The organism is Blautia sp. ZXY-1-B12, assembly GCF_056339915.1.
In genome coordinates, this window is sequence record NZ_JBWJVP010000111.1 from 1 (window position 1) to 5,211 (window position 5,211).

A 5,211-nucleotide genomic window follows, 5' to 3' on the forward strand; every position below is an offset into this window, starting at 1 on the left:
CACGCGCAGATCATCATGATCGAGCGCAGCGGCTATGTGTCCTATGCCAACTGCGGCCTGCCGTATTATGTGGGCGGTGTGATCAAAGAGCAAGCAGAACTGACGCTGCAAACTCCGGAGAGCTTTTGGGATCGCTTTCGCATTGATGTACGAGTACGGCAGGAAGTAACTGAGATCAATCCCGCAGAGAAAACCGTCACCGTCTGTGCACTGGACAGTGGGAAGGTCTACACGGAAACCTATGACAAGCTGCTTCTTGCCCCCGGCGCAAAGCCAACGGTTCCCGCGCTTTCCGGTGTCAGCAGTGAGCGTGTTTTCACGCTGCGCACCGTGGAGGATACCCTCCGCATCAGGCGCTTTGTTGAGGATCAGAAGCCGAAAACCGCTGTTTTGGCTGGCGGCGGCTTTATCGGTCTGGAAATGGCGGAAAACCTTGCAGAAATGGGTGTTTCCGTCACCATCGTCCAGCGTCCCAAGCAGCTTTTAGCGCCGCTGGATGCGGATATGGCGAGTTTTGTCCATGCGGAAATGCGCAGACACGGCGTGGCTCTGCGGTCGGGTGAAACCGTCACCGGATTCCGACAGGACGGAGATTCCGTGCTGACACTGTTGGAAGAAAGTGAACCACTGCATTCGGATATGGTGCTGCTGGCCATCGGTGTTACCCCGGATACGCATTTGGCAAAAGAAGCCGGGCTCATGCTTGGTATTCGTGGCAGTATCGCTGTCAACGAGCGGATGGAAACCTCCGTGCCGTACATCTATGCTGTGGGCGATGCCGTAGAGGTTACCCATTTCGTGACCGGACAGAAAGTGCTGATTTCGCTGGCGGGACCCGCCAACAAGCAGGGACGCATTGCCGCTGACAATATCTGCGGCGGAAACAGCCGCTATCACGGCTCTCAAGGCTCGTCTGTTCTGAAACTGTTTGGCTTGACAGCGGCCTTTACGGGGATCAATGAAAAGACAGCGCGGGCAGCAGGGATTGCTTACGACAAAGTCGTATTGTTCCCGGCATCCCACGCGGCCTATTATCCCGGTGCACAGTCTATGGTAATGAAGGTGCTGTATGAAAAAGAAAGCCTGCGGCTGCTCGGTGCGCAGATCGTTGGCGACGACGGTGTGGACAAACGCATTGATGTACTGGCAACGGCCATTCGCGCAAAAATGACAGCTCTGGAACTGACGGAGCTTGACCTTTCCTATGCACCGCCCTATTCTTCTGCCAAAGACCTGGTCAATATGTCCGGTTTTATGATCGAGGATTTAGAGAGCGGGAAGGTACGGCAGTTCCATTGGAATGATGTTGAGGACTTGCCTTGCGATGGCAGTGCGACGCTGCTGGACGTCCGCACGGCGTGGGAGTATCAGCGGGGGCATCTGGACGGCTTTCGGAACATTCCCTTGGACGATCAGCGGGAGCATTTAGACGAGTTAGACCGGGGTAAGCCTGTTTATGTGAATTGCCAGACAGGGCTTCGCAGTTATCTGGCCTGCCGACTTTTGACGCAGTACGGTTTCACCTGTTCCCATCTCTCCGGCGGATACATTTTTTATCAAGTCGTAACACAAGAGCGGCAGACAGCGCGGAGCGCCTATCCCTGCAGAATGGAGAAGCTATGAGTGAGAATTTATTTGGCTTGACGGTTGCGGCAGATAAAGGCTTAGATGATTTGCAGTGCCAGCGCCTTTTAAGAGAAAATCGCAGGTATCAGGAAGTCATGCTGCAATACCGATGTGCGCTGAAAGCAGGTTGGAAATTCTAAACGAAGAGTTTTCATTGCAGCATGATCGCAATCCGATAGAAAGTATAAAAAGCCGCTTGAAGTCGCCGTCCAGCATTATGAATAAAATGCAGAAGCGCGGACTTTCTCTGGATTTTACGACCATGCAGGCAAATATCATGGATATTGCCGGTGTGCGGGTGATCTGCTCTTTCGAGGAGGATGTGTTCTTTTTGGCAAAGTGCTTAAAAAAACAGTCCGACATTGAAATCATCACGGAGAAAGATTATATTTCACACCCTAAGCCAAATGGCTATCGCAGTCTGCACTTGACGATCCGGTTGCCGGTATTCTTTGCGGAAAAAGAGATCCATGTGCCGGTGGAGATACAACTCCGTACAATCGCTATGGACTTCTGGGCAAGCCTTGAGCATACCATCCGCTATAAGAAAAACTTGCCGATAAATGCTGAAGTCGAAACTGAACTGAAAGAGTGCGCCGATTCCAGCAGAGAATGGGACAGCAAAATGGAGCATCTACTGCACATCTTAACATAATGCGTCGAATATAAAATGAAAAGTACGCACTTTATTGCTTGTTTCGGTTGGACGGCTTAGGCTTGTCAGGGATCGTCTCATCCGCCCTGGGCGGGCGACCCCTGCGAGCCCCAACCAATTTCTCCGCTTTCTGGTTTTCAGTCATAGTCTTTTCTGCTTTCGGCGGACTTCCACGGCACAGCTTTTTCGGCTTCTATAATTGTAAGGAACATGGCTTTTCGCTGAATGGAAAGCGAAGCTGAACCGGGCTGGGGCGGTCTGTGTTAAAGCGCTAATTTTTTTGAAATTATCTTGACAAAATTTATCAAGATTGATATGATGGCACTAACAAGCAAGCGAAAAGAGGATGCGGAGCATGATCATCACTAAAGAGACGGACTACGCGATGCGCATTTTGCGGGTGCTGCTGGACGGGGAGAAGCATTCGGTGGCCGAGATTTCGAAAACGGAATTGATCCCCACTCAGTTTGCCTACCAGATCCTGCGCAAGCTCTCCGCCGGCAATTTGGTGCGGGTGAGCCGCGGCGCCCTCGGCGGCTGCGCGCTGTCCTGTGACCCGGACGCGACCTCCCTCTACGATCTCATGGGGGTCATGGGGGAGCGGGGCGTCCTGCGTGCCTGCATGGAGCCGGGATATGAGTGCCGCTGGCAGAACGAGCACGGGCGGTGCGCCATCCACTATCAGCTGGCGGCCTTGCAGCGAAAGCAGGACGAGGCGTTCCGCGCCGTGAGCCTGCGCAGGCTGCTGACCGGAGGATACGATCCCCAAGATACAAGCGAACCGTAAAATTTTAAGAGGAGGTACCCGTATGCTGTTTCAAACCACGGCGGTGCACGAAGATCCGGAGTTTTACGGAGGAGGAGATCAATCCCCTCGCATTTTTAATGGATCAGAACAATGAGTTTCCCAAGAAGACTGTCAAGAAGCTGGGGAAGCTGGGCTGGATGGGCATTCCCTACCCCAAGGAGTACGGCGGTGCCGGTCTTGATGCCCTGAGCTACGCCATCGCGGTCGAGGAGCTGGCCCGTGTGGACGGCGGCACGGAGACCACGGCGCTGGATAAGGGGGACTACTACCTCCTCAACGGCGGCAAGATTTTCATTACCAACGCCCCTAAGGCGGACACCTATGTGGTTTTCGCCATCATCACGCCGGACATCGGCACCCGGGGCATCTCCGCTTTCATCGTGGAGAAGGGCTGGGAAGGGCTTTGAGTTCGGCGACAACTATGACAAGATGGGCATTCGCTCCTCCTCAACGGCGGAGCTGATCTTCAACGACGTGAAGGTCCCCATGGAAAACCTATTAGGCAAGTGACCGGAGAAGAGGAGAGAATCGAAATGGAGATAAGAAAACGAAACGGGGAGTCTGTTCCCTTTCAACAGGAGAAAATTTTCAACGCCGTGAAAAAGGCGTTTGACGAACAGGACAAGGAGATCGGGAGCAGAGAGCTGGATGAGATCCTCGCCACCGTTCTCGACAATCTCTCCGTCACAGTGCCGCTCACCGTGGAACGTGTGCAGGACGAGGTGGAGCGAACGCTCATGGAGCGCGGACACTATGAGGTGGCCAAGGCGTACATCCTCTACCGAGAAAAGCGGTCTGCGCTGCGCCGTGTCCGGCATACCATCGCGCGGACGGTTGGGGATGACTCGCTTGACGAGGTGCTGCGCCGCATCCAGATGGATTTTACCGAGGAAGTCTACTCCCTCGCGGCGCTTCAAATGAAGTTTGAGAGTTTCTGTCGCCCGGGCATGACGGAGGATGAGCGGGCTGAGGCACTGACCAAGGCGGCGGTAGAGCTGACTACGGCAGAGGCACCCAAGTGGGAGTTCATCGCGGCGCGGATTCTGAACCACTCCTTTCGCTGTCGCAACGCACAGGAATGGGAGGGGCGCGGCGTCGGCGACCTCTATGGCAAGCTTCGCTATCTGACGGATAAGGGACTCTACGGTGACTATATCCTTGCCCACTATACCCACGAGGAGATTGCCATGGCGGAGGACTTTCTCTGCCCGGAACGGGACGAGCTGTTCACCTACTCCGGCCTTGACCTGCTGCTCAAACGCTATGTGATCCAGTCACGCAGCCGCGTGCCGCTGGAAACACCGCAGGAGATGTTTTTGGGTATCGCGCTGCATCTTGCTATGAACGAAGGCTCTGACCGCATGGGGTGGGTAAAGCGCTTTTACGATATGCTCAGCCGTATGGAGGTCACGATGGCGACACCTACCATGTCTAACGCGCGAAAGCCCTACCATCAGCTTTCAAGCTGCTTTGTGGACACTGTGCCGGACAGTCTGGACGGCATCTACCGCTCGCTGGACAACTTCGCAAAGGTCTCTAAATTCGGCGGTGGAATGGGGATGTACTTCGGTAAGGTGCGCGCTGCAGGCAGCACCATCCGCGGCTTTCAAGGGGCGGCGGGCGGTGTTATCCGCTGGATCCGGCTGGTCAACGACACCGCCGTGGCGGTGGATCAGTTGGGGATGCGGCAGGGCGCTGTGGCGGTTTACTTAGACGCATGGCACCGGGATCTGCCGGAATTCCTTCAACTGCGCACTAACAACGGCGACGACCGCATGAAGGCGCATGATGTGTTTCCCGCCGTGTGCTATCCGGATCTCTTCTGGCGACTGGCGGAGGAGAACATAGACGCGCCGTGGCATCTCATGTGTCCGCATGAGATCCTCACGGTCAAGGGCTACGCACTGGAGGATTACTGGGGTACGGAATGGGAGAAGCGGTATCTGGACTGCGTCAATGACCCGCGCATCGAAAAGCGCAGCGTCACCGTCAAGGACATCGTGCGGCTGGTGCTTCGCTCGGCAGTGGAGACCGGCACGCCCTTCGCCTTCAACCGCGACAGCGTAAATCGTATGAACCCAAACGGCCACACGGGAATGATCTATTGCTCCAATCTCTGCAC

The 5,211-nt window shown here is 55.1% G+C and carries 5 protein-coding genes and 1 pseudogene; all 6 read left to right on the plus strand.

The genetic code is table 11. The annotated features are described in order from the left end of the window. On the plus strand, positions 1 to 1,623 hold a 1,623-nt coding region (locus tag AC075L_RS06710), incomplete at its 5' end, for an FAD-dependent oxidoreductase (protein ID WP_476387407.1). Continuing rightward, positions 1,620 to 1,766 (plus strand): hypothetical protein, encoded by a 147-nt coding sequence (locus tag AC075L_RS06715; protein ID WP_476387408.1) that lies wholly within the window; start codon positions 1,620 to 1,622, stop codon positions 1,764 to 1,766. The genes AC075L_RS06710 and AC075L_RS06715, both read left to right, overlap by 4 nt. Positions 1,767 to 1,852: 86 nt before the next feature. Continuing rightward, positions 1,853 to 2,281: a GTP pyrophosphokinase gene (locus tag AC075L_RS06720; protein WP_476387411.1), complete on the plus strand. Its 429-nt coding sequence runs from the start codon at positions 1,853 to 1,855 to the stop codon at positions 2,279 to 2,281. Between the two features lie 355 nt (positions 2,282 to 2,636). After that, positions 2,637 to 3,068 (plus strand): RrF2 family transcriptional regulator, encoded by a 432-nt coding sequence (locus tag AC075L_RS06725; RefSeq protein ID WP_476387409.1) that lies wholly within the window; start codon positions 2,637 to 2,639, stop codon positions 3,066 to 3,068. A gap of 22 nt (positions 3,069 to 3,090) precedes the next feature. Beyond that, positions 3,091 to 3,596 (plus strand): annotated as a pseudogene (locus AC075L_RS06730) (acyl-CoA dehydrogenase family protein); the annotation flags it as partial. A gap of 26 nt (positions 3,597 to 3,622) precedes the next feature. Beyond that, positions 3,623 to 5,211: ribonucleotide reductase N-terminal alpha domain-containing protein (locus AC075L_RS06735; protein WP_476387410.1), on the plus strand; the 1,589-nt coding region annotated here is incomplete at its 3' end.